Source organism: Clostridium sp. AM54-37XD, assembly GCF_003478225.1.
In the GTDB taxonomy this organism is placed as follows: Bacteria; Bacillota; Clostridia; order Lachnospirales; family Lachnospiraceae; genus Coprococcus; species Coprococcus ammoniilyticus.
The window spans coordinates 24,762-46,984 of sequence record NZ_QUEV01000016.1 but is presented as its reverse complement, the minus strand read 5'-3'; the positions used below and the strand labels follow the sequence as shown (position 1 = coordinate 46,984).

At 42.5% G+C, this 22,223-nt stretch carries 18 protein-coding genes; 15 read left to right on the top strand and 3 right to left on the bottom strand.

The features are described 5' to 3' along the window. Positions 1–639 (bottom strand): PD-(D/E)XK nuclease family transposase (locus tag DXA07_RS12370; RefSeq protein WP_182429593.1); only part of this gene is annotated, 639 nt, incomplete at its 3' end. A gap of 347 nt (positions 640–986) precedes the next feature. Here DXA07_RS12370 and DXA07_RS12365 point away from each other — a divergent pair. The 3 genes from DXA07_RS12365 to queA all read left to right on the top strand — a co-directional run bounded on the left by DXA07_RS12365 (position 987) and on the right by queA (position 4,347). After that, a complete protein-coding gene (locus tag DXA07_RS12365; protein ID WP_118484808.1) occupies positions 987–2,003 on the top strand; it encodes a leucine-rich repeat domain-containing protein in 1,017 nt (338 codons plus the stop codon). A 115-nt stretch (positions 2,004–2,118) separates the two neighbouring features. Then, positions 2,119–3,111 (top strand): hypothetical protein, encoded by a 993-nt coding sequence (locus DXA07_RS12360; protein ID WP_118484806.1) that lies wholly within the window; start codon positions 2,119–2,121, stop codon positions 3,109–3,111. A gap of 210 nt (positions 3,112–3,321) precedes the next feature. Then, a complete protein-coding gene (gene queA / locus DXA07_RS12355) occupies positions 3,322–4,347 on the top strand; it encodes a tRNA preQ1(34) S-adenosylmethionine ribosyltransferase-isomerase QueA (RefSeq protein ID WP_117823326.1) in 1,026 nt (341 codons plus the stop codon). 732 nt (positions 4,348–5,079) lie between these two features. Here the strand turns inward: queA and aroA are convergent. After that, on the bottom strand, positions 5,080–6,351 hold the full coding sequence (aroA, locus tag DXA07_RS12350) for a 3-phosphoshikimate 1-carboxyvinyltransferase (protein WP_118484805.1): 1,272 nt from the start codon (positions 6,349–6,351) through the stop codon (positions 5,080–5,082). Positions 6,352–6,402: 51 nt separating this feature from the next. Beyond that, entirely contained in the window at positions 6,403–7,497 is a 1,095-nt protein-coding gene (locus DXA07_RS12345; protein ID WP_117808787.1) for a prephenate dehydrogenase, read from the bottom strand. 134 nt (positions 7,498–7,631) lie between these two features. Here DXA07_RS12345 and DXA07_RS12340 point away from each other — a divergent pair, with 134 nt between their 5' ends. The 12 genes from DXA07_RS12340 to nadC all read left to right on the top strand — a co-directional run bounded on the left by DXA07_RS12340 (position 7,632) and on the right by nadC (position 22,182). Further along, the gene (locus DXA07_RS12340; RefSeq protein ID WP_118484803.1) at positions 7,632–9,011 is read left to right on the top strand and encodes a M18 family aminopeptidase; all 1,380 of its coding nucleotides are present in this window, start codon (positions 7,632–7,634) and stop codon (positions 9,009–9,011) included. A gap of 58 nt (positions 9,012–9,069) precedes the next feature. Further along, complete coding sequence (locus DXA07_RS12335; RefSeq protein WP_118484801.1) at positions 9,070–10,155, top strand: N-acetylmuramoyl-L-alanine amidase; 1,086 nt, start codon at positions 9,070–9,072, stop codon at positions 10,153–10,155. 107 nt (positions 10,156–10,262) lie between these two features. After that, a complete protein-coding gene (locus tag DXA07_RS12330) occupies positions 10,263–10,805 on the top strand; it encodes a nitroreductase family protein (protein WP_008401292.1) in 543 nt (180 codons plus the stop codon). 178 nt (positions 10,806–10,983) lie between these two features. Then, complete coding sequence (locus DXA07_RS12325; RefSeq protein WP_118484799.1) at positions 10,984–13,392, top strand: PEP-utilizing enzyme; 2,409 nt, start codon at positions 10,984–10,986, stop codon at positions 13,390–13,392. Positions 13,393–13,396: 4 nt separating this feature from the next. Beyond that, positions 13,397–14,077, top strand: coding sequence for a gamma-glutamyl-gamma-aminobutyrate hydrolase family protein (locus tag DXA07_RS12320; protein ID WP_117808791.1), 681 nt, complete (start codon positions 13,397–13,399; stop codon positions 14,075–14,077). A gap of 40 nt (positions 14,078–14,117) precedes the next feature. Beyond that, on the top strand, positions 14,118–15,080 hold the full coding sequence (locus tag DXA07_RS12315) for a hypothetical protein (protein WP_118484797.1): 963 nt from the start codon (positions 14,118–14,120) through the stop codon (positions 15,078–15,080). A 146-nt stretch (positions 15,081–15,226) separates the two neighbouring features. After that, positions 15,227–15,907 carry a PspA/IM30 family protein gene (locus DXA07_RS12310; RefSeq protein WP_118484795.1) on the top strand — a complete coding sequence of 227 codons (681 nt, stop codon included), beginning with the start codon at positions 15,227–15,229 and terminating at the stop codon, positions 15,905–15,907. A gap of 10 nt (positions 15,908–15,917) precedes the next feature. Next, on the top strand, positions 15,918–16,904 hold the full coding sequence (locus DXA07_RS12305; protein ID WP_117785144.1) for an SPFH domain-containing protein: 987 nt from the start codon (positions 15,918–15,920) through the stop codon (positions 16,902–16,904). 15 nt (positions 16,905–16,919) lie between these two features. Next, positions 16,920–19,265 (top strand): UvrD-helicase domain-containing protein, encoded by a 2,346-nt coding sequence (locus tag DXA07_RS12300; RefSeq protein WP_117808794.1) that lies wholly within the window; start codon positions 16,920–16,922, stop codon positions 19,263–19,265. Between the two features lie 96 nt (positions 19,266–19,361). Further along, positions 19,362–19,658 carry a hypothetical protein gene (locus tag DXA07_RS12295; RefSeq protein ID WP_021943996.1) on the top strand — a complete coding sequence of 99 codons (297 nt, stop codon included), beginning with the start codon at positions 19,362–19,364 and terminating at the stop codon, positions 19,656–19,658. 345 nt (positions 19,659–20,003) lie between these two features. Then, complete coding sequence (locus DXA07_RS12290) at positions 20,004–21,305, top strand: L-aspartate oxidase (RefSeq protein ID WP_118484793.1); 1,302 nt, start codon at positions 20,004–20,006, stop codon at positions 21,303–21,305. A gap of 22 nt (positions 21,306–21,327) precedes the next feature. Then, complete coding sequence (gene nadC, locus DXA07_RS12285; protein WP_021943998.1) at positions 21,328–22,182, top strand: carboxylating nicotinate-nucleotide diphosphorylase; 855 nt, start codon at positions 21,328–21,330, stop codon at positions 22,180–22,182. The last annotated feature ends 41 nt before the right edge of the window (positions 22,183–22,223 follow it).

Here is a 22,223-nt window from a genome sequence, read left to right as displayed (position 1 = left end):
CTTTCCATGATGCAGATAGATATCGGATAATTCGGGATCTTTACATTCTTTTGGACTGTTTTCAAACATCACGATCGTATAAACGGTTTTCAGATCCTGATAGGTGAATATACTTCCTCTTTCCCCTTTTACTCTGGTGTACTGGCGAAGTAGAAGATCAGCAGAGTAGCAGGACATCCGCTCACCCGGAAAGGTGTATGGGATCTTCTGGATCTCCACATTTGCGATCGAACCATCTTCTAACTGAACAATGATATCCAGAAGCAGGAGAGAGGTTGATGGCAGCATGCTGTCCTCATTTGACAGGATACATTTTACGGTTACTTTTGTGCCGATGATACTGCTGATCAGTCGTGATAACCGTTCCGGGTATACATCTGGGTTGAACAGTTTCTTGAAAAATGGATCATAGGTCAATGGCAGACTTTTCTTGCCTTCCATGAATTCCAGAAAACGGTTTTTCCATTTGTCAGGCCAGTTCAGATATGTCCGGTAAACGGATGGATTCTTCTTTAATTCTAATAGACATTCATCTTTGGTCCGGAATGGGAAAAGCTGATGGATGTTTAATGCGGCAGGCTGTATAGCATTGCCTTTCTGTGAGACAGCAATGTTTCTTTTTTCATTTTCATTGTACATAAATTTAATTCCTCGTAATATCCGGCGCCTGTTTTGTCGACAACATAACCATACCAGAAAAAGGAATGAAAAAACGGTTGATGTAACAAACAGCATGTCTGGATGTAATAACTTGCATATTTGCAGAATATTTTTATTAATTTCCCCTGGCATATTGACGACTTTTTTTTTTTTATAATATTTATGCCGTTTTTTCAGCCTGTACCGGTTAGAAAAAATAGAGCAGGGATATTGATGAATAAATATGAAGCGCAATGAGAGGTGAGAGGTAAAAGGACGGGTCGACCGATAATAAGTAAAGATACTGTAGAAATTTGCAAGGAATGAGCAAGGAGGATGAAAGAAAAATGATACAAAAGAAGATAAAAAGCCTGATCTATGCAGGCTTGGGACTGGTTCTGTGTGTATTGCTGTGTGGAGGAATCGGTATGACATCGCAAGCAGAATCATATGGCAATCTAACATATGAAGAAAATGAAAGTGGAATTACTATTACCAGGTATACAGGGAATAAGACAAAGCTTGTGATTCCGGGAAAGATTGGAGGCAAGAAGGTAACAAGTATAGGATGGAATGCATTTTCAGGTTGTAGAGGCTTAAAAAGTATAACGCTACCGGAAGGTGTGACCAGTATAGAGGCGTATGCATTTGTGGGTTGTAGCGGTTTAAAGAGTATAACGCTTCCGAAAAGTGTGACCAGTATAGGATTGGGTGCATTTGGGGACTGTAGCGGTTTAAAGAGTATAACGATTCCAAAAAGTGTAACAAGCATAGACTATGATGTGTTTCGTGGCTGCGATAGTCTTGCAATCTCCTGTTATAAGAATTCCGCAGTGCATAAATATGCCATAGAGAATAATATACCAGTCAAATTAATTGGAAAAAACGCAACACCCGCGTCTGGAACTCCGGCGAAGAAAGGCACAACTCTTACCATTTCATCTAAGAAGCTCCAGGTAAAGGTAACTTCATCTTCGAAGAAGAATCCGACTGTTACAATTACGAAGTTTACTGATAAGAAAGCCAAGAAGCTGACCATTCCTGCAACGGTAAAAGTGAAAGGTGTTACTTATAAAGTAACTGCGGTTTCCGATAAAGCATTCAAGGGTAGCAAGAAGCTGACAACGGTCACGATCGGAAGTAATGTAACGAAGATCGGTAAAGAAGCATTCTCCGGTTGTAAGAATCTGAAGAAGATCACAGTTACAGCAGGAAAGCTTAAGACCATCAGTAAGAATGCGTTCAAGGGCATTAATAAGAAAGCAACCATTACTGTGAAAGGCACAAAGAAAGCAAAGACAGCTTTAAAGAAACAGTTGAAAAAGAAATCCATCGGATATGTAAAGACATGGAAGATTAAATAATTATAAACTTGTTTTCCTTTCTGATATCCGTTACAATCAAACTTGGAGAGACGGAGGCAATATACAAAGCTAAAATATGCATGTTATTCTGTTCTATCGGGAAAGGAGAGGGAACATGAATAACGAAATTGTATATTCCTCCAAGGCTACTGATCAGAAAGCACAGTATGATGCTAGTGCCAAGCGGCTGCTTGGACAGAAGATCATACTGGCGCATATACTGATCAGGGTAGTAGATGAATTTAAAGGTATGGATGCAGATACGGTTGCATCATTGATCGAAGGGGAACCGTATATCAGCCAGATTCCGGTTGAACCCGGATTAACGAACAAAGATACGGTGGATGCCAGAACCGGTGAACGAATTGTCGGGTTGAATACTGAGAATTCTGAGATTGATGAAGGAAAGGTATATTTTGATATTATCTTCTATGTACGGATGCGGGATGGACTGGCAAAAATGATCATCAATCTGGAGGCCCAGAAAAATGAACCGACAAAATATCATATCTTAAATCGGGCAATCTTTTACACTGCAAGACTGGTGTCATCCCAGAAAGAGCGGGAATTTACGGGTTCTGATTATAACGAGATCAAACAGGTGTATTCCATCTGGATCTGTATGAATATGAAAGAGAACAGTCTGAGTCATATTCATATGGTAAAGGATGATTTACTTGGCGAACAGGACTGGAAAGGCAATCTGGATATCCCTAACATTGTGATGATCGGGCTGGCAAAGGAGATTCCGCCAAAGGAAGAACAATATGAATTGCATCGATTGCTTGGAACGCTATTGTCACAGACAATGACGGCAGAACAAAAATTAAAGCTTATGAAACAGGAGTATGACATACCGGTAGACAGAAATGGTATAAAGGAAGAGGTGAGCGTTATGTGTAATCTGAGTGAAGGCGTAGAAGAGATGGGATATGCCAAGGGCGAAGCCGCTGGAATAGTCAAGGGTGAAGCACAAGGCAAGGTTATTGGAAGAACGGAAGAAAGAGCCGATATTATCCTGAAAATGCATAAGAAAGGCTACTCCTTAGAGCAGATCATGGATGTAACCGATATGAGCGAAGCTGAAATTAAGGCAATTATAGGATAAAGACATAGGCAGAACAGGTAACATGTATATTTTAGTAGAAGGATAATGCTGCATTTGAAAAGATGGGTGTCAGGTATAAATAGAATTTTGTTTATTTGTACCTGGCACTTGTTTAGTTATCTGCTGCCTGCTTTATTCTTTGTTTTTCTTCCTTGCATTTAGACATAAAACGTGGCATTATCATAGTTGAGTTTTAAGGAGGATAAGAAAATGCAGTTATCAGATTTTTACTATGATCTGCCTCAGGAGTTGATCGCACAGGACCCACTCTTAAAGCGTGATAATTCGAGATTAATGGTTTTAAACAGAGAAGAAGGAACCATCGAACATAAACATTTTTATGATGTAATATCATATCTGAAAGAAGGCGACTGTCTGGTTATTAATGATACAAAGGTTATTCCTGCCAGACTGATCGGCGAGAAAGAAGGAACCGGGGCAGCTATCGAGGTACTGTTATTGAAGCGCTTGGATGACTGTACCTGGGAGACACTTGTAAAACCGGGAAAGAAAGCCAGAGTTGGTGCAAGGATCATCTTTGGTGGTGGTAAACTGGTTGGTGAAGTCATTGATATTGTGGAAGAAGGAAATCGTATCGTTCGGTTTGAATATGAGGGAATCTTTGAGGAGATTTTGGATGAACTTGGACAGATGCCGCTTCCGCCATATATCACACATAAACTGGAAGACAAGAACCGTTATCAGACGGTCTATGCAGAGCATGAAGGTTCTGCGGCAGCACCGACAGCCGGACTTCATTTTACAAAGGAGCTTTTAGAGGAGATTAAGGGAAAAGGTATCAAGATCGCACATGTGACGCTTCATGTCGGACTTGGAACATTCCGTCCGGTAAAAGAAGATAACATTCTGGATCATCATATGCATTCGGAATTCTATGTGATCGATGAGAAAGCAGCAGAGACGATCAATGAGACAAAGAAAAATGGCGGTCGAATCATTGCAGTTGGAACGACCAGTACGAGAACGCTGGAAACAGTAGCCGATGAGAATGGTATGCTTCGTGCCTGTAGCGGTTGGACAGATATCTTCATTTATCCGGGTTATAAGTTCAAAGCCATCGATGGATTGATCACGAACTTCCATCTGCCGGAATCCACGTTGTTGATGCTGGTATCAGCACTTTACAGCCGTGAGAAGATTCTTGAAGCCTACAAGGTAGCAGTGGAAGAACGCTATCGTTTCTTCTCCTTCGGCGATGCCATGTTGATTCTGTAAAATACCTTGCGCTCATCTGGTTGATATTTAGTTATGACCTGAGCTGCACATAAATACTGCCAAGATTGTTATATACAAAGACAAGTATATTTTCTATTCGGTTCGCACGCTGATTTGTCAGCAGTCGCCCAAACTCACCCTTATGGGTTCAGACATGGGCTTGATGCTGACAGCTAGTGCAAACCTCATAACGAAAATACAACTAATGTCTTGTGTATATAACAACCCGGCAATATTTTTATGCACAGCTTCAGGTCAAAATTAATTCGCCAATCAGATGAGTCACAATGTATTTTACAGAACTTCTGTATTGCAGCGATTTGAAACCGTCGGACGCTGGGATGAGTTAAATTGATATTTTATATAAGAAAATTACATTAAAAATCCTGCTGCCCTGCTATGTACAAAAGACATAAGCGAAGTTTTCGTTATGAGGTTTGCACGAATTGTCAGCACCAAGCCCATGTTTGAACTTGCAAAGCTAAGAGATGCTGATAGTCAAATTGAATGAGCGAATTATTATTAAGCTGGAACAAAGAGAAGAAAATAAGAAAGCCCTGGCACTGTTATGAAACAAGCCTTGTCCGAGGCTGGTACTTAGGCTGCGTATTGTGCAGCCTTATGTACCACTGCACAAGGACTAGAACGGAAGTGTCTTGTGTAATAACAGTGCCAGGGCTTTTTTATTTATAAAAACCATATCCTGCTTAATAATGATTCGCTTATTCCTGTTTACTTCAATCCGGCGAGATCCTGATAGAAGGTCGGGTAGGAGATGTTTACGCAGTCGCTGCCAAGAATCTCTGTGTCGCCGTCGGCGTTAAGTCCGGCAATGGCAAAGCTCATGGCGATGCGGTGGTCGAGGTGGCTGTCGATGACAGCGCCGTGAAGCGGCTTGCCGCCATGGATGATCATGCCATCATCGGTAGCGCTAATATCTGCGCCCATAGCGGAAAGGTTCTTCACCATAACATCGATCCGGTTTGATTCCTTCACTTTCAGTTCCTGTGCATCTTTGATAACGGTTTGTCCCTTTGCAAAGCATGCCATGATGGCGATGATCGGAATCTCGTCGATCAGCTTCGGAATCAGGGAGCCTTCGATCACACAGCCTTTTAAATCTGAGGTCTGTACTGTGATGTCTGCAGCAGGTTCACCCGGCTGATCCAGTCGGTCGTAGGTGATCGTACCGCCCATCATTTTTACAACTTCTAATATTCCATCACGGGTATTGTTGATACCCACATTCTTGATCGTGATACAGGAATCCGGTGTGATAAGTCCGGCTGCGATAAAGTAAGCCGCCGAGGAGATGTCTCCCGGGATCATGATCTTCTGACCGTATAATTTATCCGCAGGTTTTACAATTGCGGTTGTGCCGGAGGTCTTGATATCGACACCGAAAGCATCGAACATCAGCTCCGTATGATTTCTGGATACATATGGTTCGGTTACACTGGTTTCGCCGTCGGCATACAGACCGGCAAGAAGAATACAAGATTTGACTTGTGCCGAAGCAACCGGTGAATCGTAGTGGATGCCATGTAATGGCTTTCCGGTGATCAGAAGCGGCGCACAGTCATTTCCATTTTCACTGACGATATCAGCGCCCATCAGAGAGAGCGGGGTCATGATTCGTTTCATTGGGCGGCGGCAGATCGATGCATCACCGATCACGCGGCTCTTGAAATTCTGTGCCGCAAGAATTCCGGACATCAGTCTGGTAGTTGTTCCGCTGTTGCCAACATCGAGAGTTTCTTTCGGAGCCTGCAAACCATGAAGCCCTTTACCGTGAATGATAACGGTATCCCCATTGTGGTCGATCGTTACACCCATTTCGCGGAAGCAGTTCATAGAAGAAATGCAGTCGGCACCGTTTAAGAATCCATGTACTTCGGTTATACCATCTGCCAGTGATCCAAGCATGATCGAACGGTGGGAGATGGATTTATCTCCGGGGATCGTAAGGGTTCCTTTTAATCCTGTTCTTTTGGAAAATATCATAATGTGTTACCTGTCTGGACGCTATATCGTCCATTTCCTTTTTATGTAGTCTTATCTGTTGTATAAACGGTATCCGGCATCTGCAAGAAGGTCAAATGCTTTCCGGCATGCATCCGTATCGTAGAAGGATAAACGTAGAACGCCTTCCTCGTCTTCACGATTATGGGAGATTCCGAAGTTCTTCAGATTGATGCCTGCATCAGCAAGCAGTACCGTAACCTTTGCCAGAGCGCCCGGTTCATCCGGGATATCGACAAAGAGTTCATACTGCATACGGATAACACCGCTTGTATTGTTCGGGATTGAATCTCGGTATTCTCTGGATGACTCAAAGAAAGCATTGATGTCCTTTGCGTCATTTCTTTCAATATCATAAATCATTTTATTTAGAAGCTCAATATATTCCTTCAATCCATTCACGATGTTCTTCGGATTGCTGAGGAGAATGTGCTCCCAAACCACCGGATTTGAGGATGCGATTCGTGTGATATCTTTAAAACCTCCGGCTGCCAGAGATTTAAAGATTCCGTCCGGAGAATCGGCATGCCGTACCAGATTGACCAGAGACGCTGCGATCACATGCGGTACATGGCTGATATAGGAAGTGATCTTATCATGCTCGTCCGGGGAATACCGGATCGGGATAGCACCCAGATCGCCGATAAATGTCATAAATTCCTCCACGCGGTCTGCCGGAGCATCCGGAGATGGAGTAATGAAATAATAAGCATTCTCAATCAGACGGTCGGTTGCTGCATCGTAGCCGGAGCGTTCCGATCCGACCATTGGATGACCACCGATGAAATGAGAACCAAGTTCCAGTTCCTTTACAGCATCGTAGATATCGGATTTGACACTGCCGACATCAGATAGGATACAGGAATCAGAGATCAGTGGTTTTAAAGTTTTCAGATATTCAATATTATAATGAACCGGCGCACACAGAAAGATATAATCACAGTCTGCGATGTCACTGATATTTGTTGTATAATGATCTAAGGTGCCATCCTCCTGCGCTTCTTTTAAGGTCGCAGTGTTGACATCATAGCCGATGATCGTATAGTTTGGGAAAATACGGTGAATAGATTTTGCCACCGATCCACCGATCAGACCAAGACCGATAAAACCAATTTTAAATGCATTCATAGCTGTTTCTCCTTTTTGAGATTTAACGCGTTAAAGTGTGTAACAACATTATATACACATAAAAACAAAATAGCAAGAAAAACTAAAAAGGTGTACAATGAAAAACAGAGTAAAAAGACAGGAGAACAGAGCATATGGAAAAAAGAAAAACAGAAGTTGACCGCACATCAGGAAAACCGGAACAGGAAGGTTTATTAAAATATATGTTAGAAAACGGAATGACCCAGTTCCATGTTGTAAAGCACGGAGAAGAATATCTGAAAGAACACGGATTTTCCGAGCTTAAGTTAGAGGATAAATGGAAGCTTCAGGCAGGAGCAGATTATTACGTCAGACCATACAGTTCTGTAATGATCGCATTTCATCTGCCAAAGCAGCTGCAGCATATCCGGATAGCAACCAGCCATACGGATTTTCCGATGCTGAAGTTAAAGCCGTCAGCCGATATGGAAAAAGGCGGATATCATATGTTGAATATAGAGACCTATGGCGGACTGTTAATGAAGACATGGTTTGACCGTCCACTGGGACTTGCCGGCAAGGTAGTGGTAAAAGGCAGTGATGCATTTCATCCGGAGGTACGATTATATGATTCGGAGAAGCCGGTTGCGATCATACCGAGTCTTGCACCGCATCTGAAACGAGGAGATTCAGAGACAAAATTAGATCCTCAGAAAGAACTGATCCCGGTATTTGGGCTTTGGAAGAAGGATGAGCCGCATAGCTTTTTAGATGAGGTTGCAGAAAAACTTCAGATCGATAAGGCGGATATATTAGACTATGATCTGTATTTATATAATTGTGATTCCTGCCAAATGATCGGAGACAGTGGCTTATTTACATCACCGAGAATTGATAATGTATCTTCCGTTAGTGCTATTCTGGAATCTCTTACACAGACCGGCAATAAGTGGCAAGAAGAAAAAGGTAAGGGAACAGAAGCTGCATCGCCAGATGAAAGAATTTCGGAAGCAGATGGATCTGATACGAATCTCAGTATTGGAGTATTCTTCGATAACGAGGAGATCGGAAGTCTGTCCAAACAGGGAGCAGATTCCGGACTGCTTCGGATGATAACGGAACGTATCTTAAAAGACAGCGGAGAGAGACGCACCATACAGGAGCTGCTTCCGGAGATATTTTTGATCTCTCTTGATGTGGCACATGGAACACATCCGAATTATCAGGAGAAATCCGATCCGGTCAACCGGGTACTGCTTGGAAATGGGGTTGTCTTAAAGAGCAGCGCATCTCAGCGATATGTGACAGACAGCGAGGCTGCTGCAGTAATTCAGGTGCTCTGTGAGGATGTAGGAGTTCCGTTTCAGCGTACGGTCAATAAGACAGGAATGCCGGGTGGAACCACGCTCGGTCCGATCGTTTCATCCTATCTTCCGGCAAAGGCAGTCGATATGGGAATGCCGGTACTTGCTATGCATTCCGCATGTGAAATGGCACATTTGTCAGACTATGAGTCCATGAAGCGTCTGCTTGTCGCTTTTTGGTTGAAATAGAGCTGTATTTATGCGATAATAAACAGTAAGTATATAGAAATATGGACGGAGGTTACTTATGAAGAAGGTTTACAGAACACTACTTGTATGTATGATGATCATTCTTTCAGTATTTGTACTTGCAGCCTGTGGGAAAAAGGATGCAGGAAAAAAGACGACCACCGAGAGTTCAACAGAAGCTTCTGAAGATGTAGCATCCACAGAGGATACAACAGAAGCGACGACGGAAGCACAGGTGGATGAAGAAGGATTTACGATCGTAAATGACAAGGTGACAACGACTGATTATGTAAATGTCAGAACAGCACCATCCACGGATGGAGATCCTGCAATGCAGCTTGCAGATGGTGTAGAACTTGACCGGATCGGGTATAACGATGAATGGAGCAAGGTATCCATTACAGGTGAAACCTATTATGTTTATTCGGAATTTGTTAAGGCAGAAGGAGCAGCATCCAGTGGTGATGACAGCAGCACAGAAGAATCAACACAGGAGACAAGCAATGTTGGCGAAGGCAAGCTGATCTGTATTGATGCAGGTCATCAGGCAACGCCGAATACGGATACAGAGCCGGTAGGTCCCGGTGCGGAAGATAAGAAAGCAAAAGTTTCAGCCGGTAATACAGGTGTTACAACCGGTACAGAGGAATATGAACTGAATCTTGAGGTAGCGTTAAAGCTTCAGAGTGCATTAGAGGCAAGAGGCTATACTGTGAAGATGATCCGTACATCCAATGATGTCGATATCAGTAATGCGGCAAGAGCCGAACTTGCAAATAGTGACAATGCAGATGCATTTATAAGGATCCATGCCAATGGTTCCACAGATACAAATGCAAGTGGTGTCATGACGGTATGCCAGACAAAGGACAATCCATACAATGCAGATATCTATGATTCCTGTAAACGGTTGTCTGCCGATGTATTAAGCGGAATGGCAGCAGCAACAGGGGCAAACAGCGAGGGTGTCTGGGAGACAGATTCCATGAGTGGAATTAACTGGTGTAAGGTTCCGGTTACGATCGTTGAGATTGGTTATATGACGAATTCAGAAGAAGACCAGAAACTTGTAACATCAGATTATCAGAACCTGCTTGCAAAGGGAATTGCAGATGGTATAGATGCATATTTTGCAGGTAAGTGATCTGTAACAGATAATGAGATGATTTATCGAATACATTGAGTGAGTTATACTTGCGATATATGTAAGAAGATACAAAAGATATTTATAAAAATACAGGAGGATATAACATGGAAGCATTAGAATGTATTAAGACAAGAAGGTCGGTAAGAAAATTCAAAGAGGATATCATTCCGGATGAAGTGATCCGTGAGTTGGTAGAACTCGCATCCTATTCACCATCCTGGAAGAATACACAGACGATCCGTTACATCAGTGTTTCTGATCCGGAGAAGATCAAGAAGATCGCAGAAGAAGGCGTGATGGGATTTGCATTAAATGAGAAGACAGTTTCCAGAGCACATCAGTTGATGGTTGTGACACAGAAGAACGGTATTTGTGGATATGAGAGAGATGGAAGCTTCAGTACAAGCAAAGGTGCCGGATGGGAGATGTTCGATGCCGGTATCGCAGCCCAGACATTCTGTCTTGCAGCACATGAGAAGGGAATCGGAACGGTTATCCTTGGAGTATTTGATGATAAGAAAGTTGGAGAGATCGTAGGTGTGCCGGAAGGACAGACAGTTGCCACTGTTATCGCAATGGGATATCCGGTATTTGCACCGGAGATGCCGCCAAGAAAATCAGTTGATGATCTATTAACGATCCAGTAAGAGCTATTTTATTCATTATATAATGAATACTGACAGAAGATAGATTTGGAAGAAACAAAAGTCTGTCGGAATAGCCAACAAAACGAATAGTGTCTCGAAAGAGAAAAAATATACTGCACTTTAGTATAGATGATATGGTCTGCTAAGGTGCAGTTTTGTTGTAGAAGGTGATTTTTTCATGGTTTTGACAAAAGCAGATACATTAGATTATTTGAAAAACAGAATAACAAAATCGAGAATAGAAGACCTTATGATCGTAACCGGGAAAATGTATGGTGAGAACCGGAAACAGATCCTTGCCGATATTCAATCACAGTTTAAGGGACAGACGATTGTTGTTCGAAGCTCCTGTTCCAATGAAGATTCCTCCGAGACATCAAATGCGGGTCATTATGACAGTATATTGGATGTCGATGCTGATGATCGCGATGCTGTATGTCATGCGGTTGAGACAGTATTTGATTCCTATAAAAAAGATCTGCCAGATATCAGGAATGAACAGGTGTTGATCCAGACGCAGACGAAATCTATCATCAGCAGCGGAGTTATCTTCTCCAGAGAGATCAAATCAGGAAGACTGTATTATGCAATCTCATATGATGAAGATTCGACCGATGCGGTAACCAGTGGAAGCGGAGGAAAGACGATCTATATTGCAAGGACAGCAGAGAGTTCATCTCTCCCGGAGCACTGGGGTGTTCTGGTCACAGCCATGAGGGAATTAGAAGACATCTTTCCGGAGTATCCACTCGATGTGGAATTTGCAGTTGGAGCAGATCTGATAGTTACGATCTTTCAGGTGCGTCCGCTTGCGGCCTGTATTAAGAAGCTGGAAAATCCATCTGACTACAAAGAAGACAGAGCAAAGAATGATCGTATATTTGGAGAATTGATAAACGAGACAAAACAGCAGTATCAAAAACTCAGTGATCTGTTGTATGAGAAACAGGCAATCTTATCCGATATGGCATTCTGGAATCCGGCAGAGATCATAGGGGTAAATCCGCATCCGCTTGATTTCTCCCTTTACAGAGAGATCATAACGAAGGCTGCGTGGAATCAAGGACTTACCACTATAGGATATCGTGTGGTGGACGGTGATCTGATGTACAGGGTCGGAAATAAACCATATATATCCTTGCGGAAGTCATTTCTGTGTCTGATGCCTGCGGATTTAGATGAGGACATGGTGAAAAAACTTTTGGCATTTTACGACCGGAAGATTTTATCGGATATAACAGCACATGATAAGATTGAATTTGAGGTAGTATTTTCCAATTATGATTTTACAACGGAGGATCGGTTACAGGAATTATTAGAGTATGGATTTACGAAGGGAGAGATTCAGGATCTGTCGGGCAGTCTGTTTCGTCTGACGGATCATGTAATCTGTAATTTCAGGCAGAATCGGATGCAGGATATCCGTTCATTAAATGGGCTGAAGGTGCATCGGGAGAATATCAGGAATAACTGGCTGATGGCAGCAAAAGATGTGAATACTTCCATCCGTTATTTTATAGAATTGATCGAGAGTATCAAACAGTACGGAACACCGAAATTTGCAAGACAGGCAAGACTTGCATTTATCTCAAAGGCTCTTTGCAGGTCGCTTAGTGCAAAGGGATATTTTACGAGCCGTGAGATTGATGACTTTATGATGTCAATCTACACAGTAGCATCGGAGTACGATTCGGATTTTCAGGATTTTGCAGAAGGACGGATTACCAGGGCAGCCTTTGATGAGAAATACGGGCATCTTCGTTCCGGCACTTACGATATCACCTGTGAGACGTATGCGGAACAGGATTTTGACAGCTCCAAGGCAAGTGAGACAGCAAAGAAGCAGAGACAGAGGATTGAACGGTTAAAGCATACACCGCTTGATCCGGAGAAGGTAGAACAGGCACTTTCCGATATCGGCTTTGATGTTGATGCAAAGAAATTTGTGGAATTCTTAAAGGATTCCATGGAAGAACGGGAATATTTTAAATTTGAATTTACAAAATCCTTAAGCTTGGCAATCGATATTCTGATCAATATTGGAGAAATGTTGAATTTTTCAAAAGAAGATATGGCATATCTCACAGTAGATGATATAATTGCAGTGTATCATAAACCAGAAACGGAGATCCGAAGGATATGGGAACAGGTGATCACAGAGAACCGGAAAGCATATACAGATGCTTCTGACCTGATCCTGCCGGATGTGATCTGCAATAAGCAACAGTTGGAATATATCGAGATGGTAGAGGCTAGACCGAATTTTATTACCTCGGAGATCGTGACCGGAGCAGTTGTCGTATTGGAGGATGAGGAATCGAAGCGTGATGATGCCGGAGCGGTTGATGTTGCAGATAAGATCGTAGTGATCCCGAAAGCAGACCCCGGCTATGACTGGATCTTTGCAAAAGGAATCCGGGGCTTTATTACGAAGTATGGTGGTGTTGCATCCCATATGGCGATTCGATGTGCGGAATTCAATATTCCGGCGGCTATTGGATGTGGCGACGTTATTTATAATTATGTAACAGGACTTGACAAACTGACACTTGATTGTAAAAATGGAAAGATACTGAAGGAGGAATAGGCGTATGCTTCACGCACTGATAACACAACGCGAAGGTCAGAATATGTATGGAAAATCCACGGATGTTCTGGAAGCTGCCTATACGGAATTTTATGAAAGCATGGGAATAAGACTTCATCCGGTGTCGAATTTCACCAGAGATTTTGAAGCCTTATTTGAAGATCCGATTGACGTACTGATCGTAACGGGTGGCGGTACGCTTCACCCGAAATATTATGTAGAACCGCATAAGGCAGAGCTGCAGCCGCATCGGGATGCGATGGAGGAACGGCTCATTATGTACTGTGTGGAGAATGAGATACCGATCATCGGGGTATGCAGAGGTATGCAGCATCTGAATGCTCTTTTTGGAGGAAAGATCTCATATTCTGCACCGTTTGTAGTGCCAAGACCGCGAGGTGTTGACCATATGGCAAAAATCTGTAAATCGGATCGATATATAAAGATAAATAATTTTCACAGTGATTGTGTATATCTGGAAAACCTTTCAACAATGTTTTATCCGTTGGTTGTAGATGAAGAAAATGGATCGGTTGAGGCATTTGTGTCACCAACCATGAGTATTCTTGCGTTTCAGTGGCACCCGGAGCGGTATTTTGAAAGTGAAGAAGGAAGGCTTTTCAGCAGACATCTGATCCAGGATTTCTTAGGTATTCCAAGAGATGATAAGAAACCGGATCTGTAAATAAAATCCTATAAAGCCATAGTTGGAGGAAGTAATAGACATGGAAAAAGGAAAAGCAAAACAACTGCTTGATAAGATGCAGGTATTGATTGAGGACGGACAGAATGTTCCATTTGCAGCAGGAAAGGTTCTTGTAAATAAAGAAGAAATGCTGGAAATGATAGAAGATCTGAAAAAGACGATAGATATAGAATTAAAAGCGTATCATGAGATCACGGATAAGCGTGGCAAGATCATAAAGGATGCGAATAAAGAAGCTGAGGATATCATCGTGGAGGCAGAAGAATCTGCAAGCCGGATCCGTATGAGCAAGCCGAATCCACTCTATGTCCAGAGGCAGGTAAAGGATCTGAACAAGAAAGATAAGATGGCACTTCGGACAGCAAATGAGATCTATGCGGCATCGATCATTTATACGAATGAGATGCTTATGGAGATCAATGAATCGGTACGTCAGGCATATAATATGATTAGTGAAGAAACTGACCGTGTATTGGATTCGCTCAGACAGAAATCCGATGTCATTGAGCAGAATAAACGCGAGCTGATGGATGGACTTCTGGATATGAAGAAGCAGGAACGGTATGCTGATATTTTAGAGATCAGCCAGCTCCTTGCAAATGAACTGTACTATGAGAAGAATCGGTTTGAAGAAGAAGAACAGAAGGCGAAGAAGCAGGCAGAAGAAAATGAGATGGTTCAGTGGGAATTTGATTTCGAGGATAAGAAGGAAGACCCGATCAAGGTAAAACCATCCAGACAGCCGGTGAAGCTTCATGATGATATTTTGCATGATGAGGTTGTGGATTCAGCATTTGAGATTGCGGATGAATTAAAGGAAGAAAAGAAAAAGTCATTATTTGAGGATCGGACACCTGTGCCGTTAGAGGAATCAATTACGGATGCAGGGGTTGCAGGAAAGGCAGCAGAAGGATCTTCTAAGAAGATTCCGGAGTTCCGGATCGGTGGAAACATCCATAAGAGCCTTGACGATGAACTTTAAAGCCACCTAAGAACAGAAGCGTGATACTTTACATTTAATTCATGATTCAGGCGTTGCGGAGCGTACGCCTGTTATGATATTATGGGTTTGTGAGCTCGAAAAACAAGAAACCATAAAGTGTAAATATATACAGGAGGTAATTATTTATGGGGATTTTAAAAAGATTTAAAGACATTATGTCAGCAAACATCAACGCTATGCTTGATAAGGCAGAGGATCCGGAGAAGATGATCGACCAGTATCTCAGAGACTTACAGGAAGATCTTAGAAACGTAAAATCAGAGACAGCAACCGTTATGGCAGATGAGACCAGATGCAAACGTGCACTCGATGACTGTGATGCAGATATCGCAAAGATGCAGAGCTATGCAGAGAAGGCACTCCTTGCAGGAAATGAAGCAGATGCCATGAAGTTCTTAGAGAAGAAGAACCAGTTAGCATCCAAGAGAACGTCTTTACAGCAGTCATATGATATGGCAGCCGGAAATGCAGCAAAGATGAAAGAGATGCATGATAAGCTGACAAAGGATATCATGGATCTGAACAACAGAAAGGACGCCATCAAGGCGAAGGTTCAGGTTGCAAAGACGCAGGAGAAGATGAATAAGATGATGGGAAACGTAACGGATACAGCCGGAACGATCTCAGCATTTGACAGAATGGAAGCAAAGGCTGATGCGATGCTTGACAAGGCAAATGCAATGGCAGAATTAAATGCCAGCGGCAAGGATGAGACAGATGATCTGATGAGCAAATACGATGCAGAACCATCATCAGCAGTTTCAGACGAACTTGCAGCATTAAAGGCAAAGATGGGACTTTCATAGGAGGAAACAGATGGGATTATTTTCAAATCAGTTTGCCAATGTAGTTGAGTGGGAAGAATACAGAGATGACCTGCTCTTCTGGAAATGGACAAATCGAGAGATAAAGAAAGATTCCAGACTTATCATTAAACCGGGACAGGATGCGATTTTCCTGTATAACGGTGCGGTAGAAGGTATCTTCACAGAATCAGGAAGTTATACGATTGATTCGGATATCATTCCATTCCTTTCTACATTAAAGGGATTTAAGTTTGGTTTCAACTCAGGACTTCGTGCAGAGGTTCTGTTCATCAATACGAAAGAGTTTACCTGTAACTGGGGAACCAGTTCCCCAATCCGTTTACAGGCACCGGGACTTCCGGGCGGACTTCCTGTACGGTCAAATGGTAAGTTTTCATTTAAGATTGATGATTACAATGTGTTGATCGAGAGAATCGCCGGGGTAAAGGCAATCTTTACAGTGGATGATGTCAGAGACCGTATTAAGGGAATCTTAGATGGACTGTTGATCAAATGGATCACAAAGGTCGGCGGTGACGTATTCAATCTGATGGCAAATGCAACGGATATTGCAAAGGGTATTTTAGAAGATCTGGATATGGAACTGATCAAGATCGGTCTGACCATGACAGATTTCAGAATCAGCGAATTTACATATCCTGAGAATATATCAAAACGTGCAGATCAGGCTGCTGAGTATACGATGCTTGGTGACATGGGACGGTTCCAGCAGGTGAAGATGGTAGATGCACTTGCAAATTCCAACGGAAAAGGTGGAACCAATATGGCAGATGTTGCCAGCGGTATGATGGGAATGCAGATGGGTATGATGATGGCAAATCAGATGACCGGTAATCTGCAGAACAACATGAACGGACAGATGAATCAGCAGGCAGCTCCAACCGGAAATGGTACGGCTCCTAAGTTCTGTCCGAACTGCGGAACCCCTACAAATGGAGCAAAGTTCTGTGGTAACTGCGGAACAAAGCTGATATAAAGGAGTACAAAAGCGATGGCTGGATTAAATGACATGCAGGATCTGGCATGCAGACATGTCGATGGACCGCTTCTGATATTGGCAGGTGCCGGATCAGGAAAGACCAGAGTAATCACCCACCGGGTAGCGTATCTGATGGATGAGATCGGAGTGAATCCATATAATATCCTTGCGATAACATTTACAAATAAAGCCGCAGCCGAAATGAGAGACAGAGTAAATAACATTGTTGGAGAGGGTGCTGAACGAGTATGGGTCAGCACCTTTCATTCGTTATGTGTACGGATTCTGCGACGGTTTTCAGACAGGCTCGGTTATGCAACAAATTTTAATATCTATGATTCGGATGACCAGAAATCTGCGGTCAAGAATATTCTGAAGGAATTGAAGATCGATCCGAAGAAGTATCCGGAGAAGATGTTCCTGGCAGAGATATCAAATGCAAAGGAACGGTATATTTCACCGGATCAGTATGCGAAGATGAATGCGACAGATTTTGTGAAGACACAGACGGCAACCGTATATTCCGAGTATATGAAGCGACTCCGTAAATTCAATGCATTTGATTTTGATGATCTGATCTACAAGGTGGTTGAGCTTTTTGAACATAATCCGGATGTACTGGAATTATATCAGGACAGATTTCGTTATATTATGGTGGATGAGTATCAGGATACAAACCACATACAGTTTCTGATGGTGAAGCAGCTTGCTTCCAAATACAGAAACCTTTGTGTCGTTGGTGATGATGACCAGTCAATCTACAAATTCCGTGGTGCCAATATTACGAATATTTTGAATTTTGAAAAGGAATATCCGGATGCGAAGGTCGTGAAGCTGGAACAGAATTATCGTTCCTGTGGAAATATTCTGGCGGCTGCAAATGCGGTGATCAAGCATAACGAAGGAAGAAAGGATAAAGCCCTCTGGACAGATCAGGGAGATGGCGAGAAGCTTGTATTTAATCAGAGTGAGGATGAATACATGGAGGCGGATCGTGTCGTAAATGAGATCATCCGTCTGACAGCAAATGGTGCACAGTATAAAGACATTGCTTTACTATATCGTACGAATGCACAGTCTCGTATCCTTGGTGAGAAGCTGGTTATGCGAGGAATACCACATCGGGTCTACGGTGGTCAGAATTTCTATGAACGAAAAGAAATTAAAGATATAATGGCATATCTGAAGGTTGTAAATAACTCTACAGACGATACCTATCTCAGACGAATCATCAATGTACCAAAGCGTGGAATCGGTGATGCTACCGTTGATAAGGTGGCCGCATTTGCCGCAGCAAATGATATGACACTGATGGAAGCCATGCAGATCATAGAGCAAGTTCCGGGATTACAGCGTTCGGTTGCAAAAATTTCCAGCTTTGTGGAATTGATCGATGGATTTCGGGGGATAATAGAGGAGCAGGAACCACTCAGTACATTATTTGACCGCATTCTGGAGGATACCGGATATGAAGATGAACTGATAGCGGAGCACACGGATGAATCGATGGCGAGACTTGAGAATATCGATGAGTTAAGAAACCGTGTGGTTCAGTTTGAAACCGATTATGAGGAAGCGACATTGGCAGATTTTCTGGAGGATATCGCGCTGGTTTCGGAGACCGATAAAATGTCCGATGATGATAATATGGTTAAATTAATGACGATCCATGGTTCAAAGGGACTGGAGTTCCCATATGTATTCTTATGTGGCATGGAAGAGCGAATCTTCCCAAGTGCGATGGCGATCAATTCGGATGATGAAGATGCGCTGGAAGAAGAACGCAGACTTTGCTATGTAGGAATTACAAGAGCGATGAAGAAGCTATATCTGTCCTGTGCAAGAAACCGTATGCTGCATGGAAGTAGAAACTGCAATGACATCTCCAGATTTATTAAAGAGATTCCGCCGCTGCTGTTCCAGGATTCCGGTGATATTACAAGGCATGTAAAACGGATGGAAGAACGGCAGTTTGCAGACACCGGATATACCGGAAATAGGTATGGTAGCAGCGGACAGTCAGGATATGGAAAAGGCTCATATCATGGAAAATCGTCGCAAACAGGTTCCGGATATTCTTCATCGAATCCATACAGCAGCTACAGTAAGGCAAAGAAAGAGCCGATCAGTATAACACCATCGACCAAACCATCATTTGGCAAAGAATTTACCGTGAACCGGGAACTGGTTCTCGACTATGGAGAAGGTGATCGGGTGCGTCATATGAAATTTGGAAATGGAACTGTAACGCAGCTTGTAAAGGGCGGCAGAGATTATGAGGTGACGGTAGATTTCGATCGTGGCGGTACAAGAAAAATGTTTGCTTCCTTTGCAAAATTAAAGCGTCTGGAAGAATAAAGAAATTATAATAATTCCAAGATAATATAGAAATAGAAAAAAGAGTATGCTATAATGACGGCATACAGAAACTAAATGAAAGGGTGGTAGTTTATAATGAAAAATAATGATGTAATCTTAGTAAAAAGCGAACCAACAGAAGAAAAGGCAAAAGGTGTTGTATTTGTGATCCTTGCGATCATCGGTGCAGTAGCAGCGATCGCAGGTATTGCATATGCAGTATATTCATACCTGACACCTGATTTTCTTGATGATTTTGATGATGATTTTGATGATGATTTTGATGACGACTTCTTCGATGATGACGATGATGACGAGGAAGAAGCACCGGCAGAGCAGCCTGCCGAGACAGCAGAAGCACCGGCAGCAGAGCCTGTAGCAGACGCTGAATAATCAAAAATTTGAGCTGAATCAAAGTGAGTAAAATAACCGGATTAGTTTTTTGAATTATAAAGAGCTAATTCGGTTATTTTTATCTAAAAAGATATATGAAAAGTATTCATTTATAGTTAGTGGAAATTTTGTGGAAAAGGGAGAAATAGAGCGGAAGCGTCTTGCGGAATAAAGGTACATGTGCTTCGATGCCAAATCTTACTTCTTATTTTTGTTTTATAACTGACAAGACACCTGTAAAGTGGTGTAAAATACTATATTGTCATGTACAACAGAACGTGGTATACTAAGGCAACGCTTTTTTATACAAGAAGAAAAACGAATAAATATAGTTGGAGAAACAATATGAAGACAGATATTTTAATTGTGGGAAGTGGATGCGCAGGTTTATATGCTGCATTGAATCTCCCCAGTGATAAACAGATAACGATCATAACAAAGGATATCGTAGAACACAGTGATTCCTTCCTGGCACAGGGTGGCATGTGTATGTTGAAATCAGAAGATGACTATGACAGTTATTTTGAAGACACCATGAAGGCGGGACATTATGAGAATAATCCAAAGAGTGTAGAAGTTATGATACGTTCATCGGTCGATGTTGTAAATGATCTTGTAAAGTATGGAGCGGATTTCCATCGGGAGCCGGATGGCAGTCTTAGCTATACAAAGGAAGGAGCACATAGCCATCATCGTATCATTTTTCATGAGGATGTAACAGGAAAAGAGATCACAAGTACCCTGCTCCGCAATGTAGAGAAGCTTTCGAATGTGACGATCTACGAACATGTAACCATGGTGGATATCCTGTGTAAGGATAATTGCTGTTACGGTGTGGTGGCAAGGGATGCGGAGAATAAGATTTTCCCGATCATGGCAAACTATACCATGCTTGCTTGTGGGGGAATTGGTGGTATTTACAGACATTCGACTAATTTCAGACACCTGACCGGAGATGCCGTTGCGATCGCATTAAAGCATGGGATTGAGACAGAGCATGTGAACTATGTCCAGATTCATCCGACAACCTTATATAGCAAAGAGCCGGAAGACAGGAGTTTTCTGATCTCGGAATCGGTTCGTGGCGAGGGGGCGCTGCTCTATAACAAGAATCATGAGCGGTTTGTAAATGAACTTCTTCCGAGGGATCTGCTGACAATCGAGATTCGCAAACAGATGGAGAAGGACGGGACAGATTATGTCTGGGAAGATATGACTGTGATTGATAGAAAAGAATTAGAAGAACATTTCCCGAATATCGTTGAGCATTGCAAAGAAATGGGATATGATGTGTATACAGAATGCATACCGGTTGTGCCGGCACAGCATTATTTCATGGGCGGTATCAAGGTGGATTTGTTCAGTAAGACATCGATGGATCAGTTGTATGCGATCGGAGAGACTGCATGTAACGGAGTTCATGGCAAGAATCGACTGGCAAGTAATTCGCTTCTTGAGAGCTTGGTATTTGCCAAGCGGGCCGCAAAGGAAATGACTGAGCAGTTCGACCGGACAAAGATAGAAGAAATCTCTTACAGAGAAGACGATTATACAGACAAGAAGAAGCTGGCAACAGAATATAAAGCACTGCTTAAGGCTGAGATTGCAAGGGAAAACGAAGAAGACCTGCACAGACAGGAAGCATAGAAAAATCATTCAGGAGGATATTATGTACGATCAGATTACTTTAAAATTAAATGTAGATCCATTTATTCTTGGAGCATTAAAAGAAGATATTACAAGTGAGGATGTATCAACAAATTCCGTTATGCCGGAGGCATGCATGGGAAAGGTAGAGTTAATCTGCAAGCAGGATGGAATCATCTGTGGTTTACAGGTGTTTAAGAGAGTATTTGAATTATTAGATGATACAACCGTGACAGAACTCTACTGCAAGGATGGCGATGAGGTAAAGGCAGGACAGTTGATGGGAGTTGTAACCGGGGATATCCGTGTATTGTTATCGGGAGAACGGACAGCACTGAATTATCTGCAGAGGATGAGCGGTATTGCTACGTACACATATAAGGTTGCAGGACTTCTTGCAGGAAGCAAGATCCAGTTGCTTGATACCAGAAAGACAACCCCGAATAATCGTATTTTTGAAAAATATGCAGTTCGTGTCGGCGGTGGGCATAATCACAGATATAATCTTTCGGACGGAGTCCTTCTGAAGGATAACCATATAGGCGCAGCAGGCGGAGTGAAAGAGGCAATCCGTATGGCAAAGGAATATGCACCGTTTGTCAGAAAGATCGAAGTCGAGGTTGAGAATCTGGATATGGTAAAGGAGGCTGTTGAAGCCGGAGCGGATATTATCATGCTGGATAATATGTCAGATGAAATGTTAAAAGAAGCGATCGGCATCATTGATGGCAAGGCAGAGATCGAGGTATCAGGTAATGTAACAGCAGAAAATATCGAGCGCTTGAAGAACCTTGGTGTTGATTATATATCAAGTGGAGCACTGACACATTCCGCTCCGATCATGGATATTTCTCTGAAAAATCTTCATAGAATCTAACTGAATATTGTAACAAAATTTCTGGTGCCTTTGGGTGCAGG